1 protein-coding gene is annotated in these 432 nt (G+C 67.1%); it reads right to left on the bottom strand.

Annotated features, from left to right (window positions below):
* Window positions 1–21 precede the first annotated feature (21 nt).
* Entirely contained in the window at window positions 22–360 is a 339-nt protein-coding gene (locus CRD59_RS07765) for a glycoside hydrolase family 3 C-terminal domain-containing protein (RefSeq protein ID WP_236632803.1), read from the bottom strand.
* Window positions 361–432 lie beyond the last annotated feature (72 nt).

Below are 432 nucleotides of genomic sequence, written 5' to 3'. Positions count from 1 at the left end.
GGGGGTGGGGGAACGCGGCTCTCACAGCGCGCAGCCGCGAGTCGGGCGCGCGCGCGCGGCAGCGCTGAGGTGGGCGGGGTGGCCCGCGTAGGCGCCTTCGGCAGCGACCGCGTCGCGTTCGGTGGCGGGGTACCCGCCGGGGGAGGGGCAGTCCTCGTAGGCCATGGGCCAGGTCTCAGCCAGGTGGCCGGAGGGGTTGACTTCACCGGTCAGTAGCTCCAGGGTGGCTGCGGCGGATGCCTGTCCGGCCAGACCGATGTATAGCAGCGCCTCGCAGTCACCGATCCAGTCTGTGGCCACAGGGGAACCTGCCACCAGGAACAGTACGATCGTTTTGCCGGTGCCTTTCAGAGCCTTCACGGTGTAAATCTTTCACTGGGGTATGGTATGTTGTGAAGGGTCGAGCACTTCGACTGCGTGGCTTTCACGACT

This window comes from Bifidobacterium xylocopae, from assembly GCF_003315615.1.
In the GTDB taxonomy this organism is placed as follows: Bacteria; Actinomycetota; Actinomycetes; order Actinomycetales; family Bifidobacteriaceae; genus Bombiscardovia; species Bombiscardovia xylocopae.
This window is presented reverse-complemented; position numbering and strand designations above follow the sequence as displayed.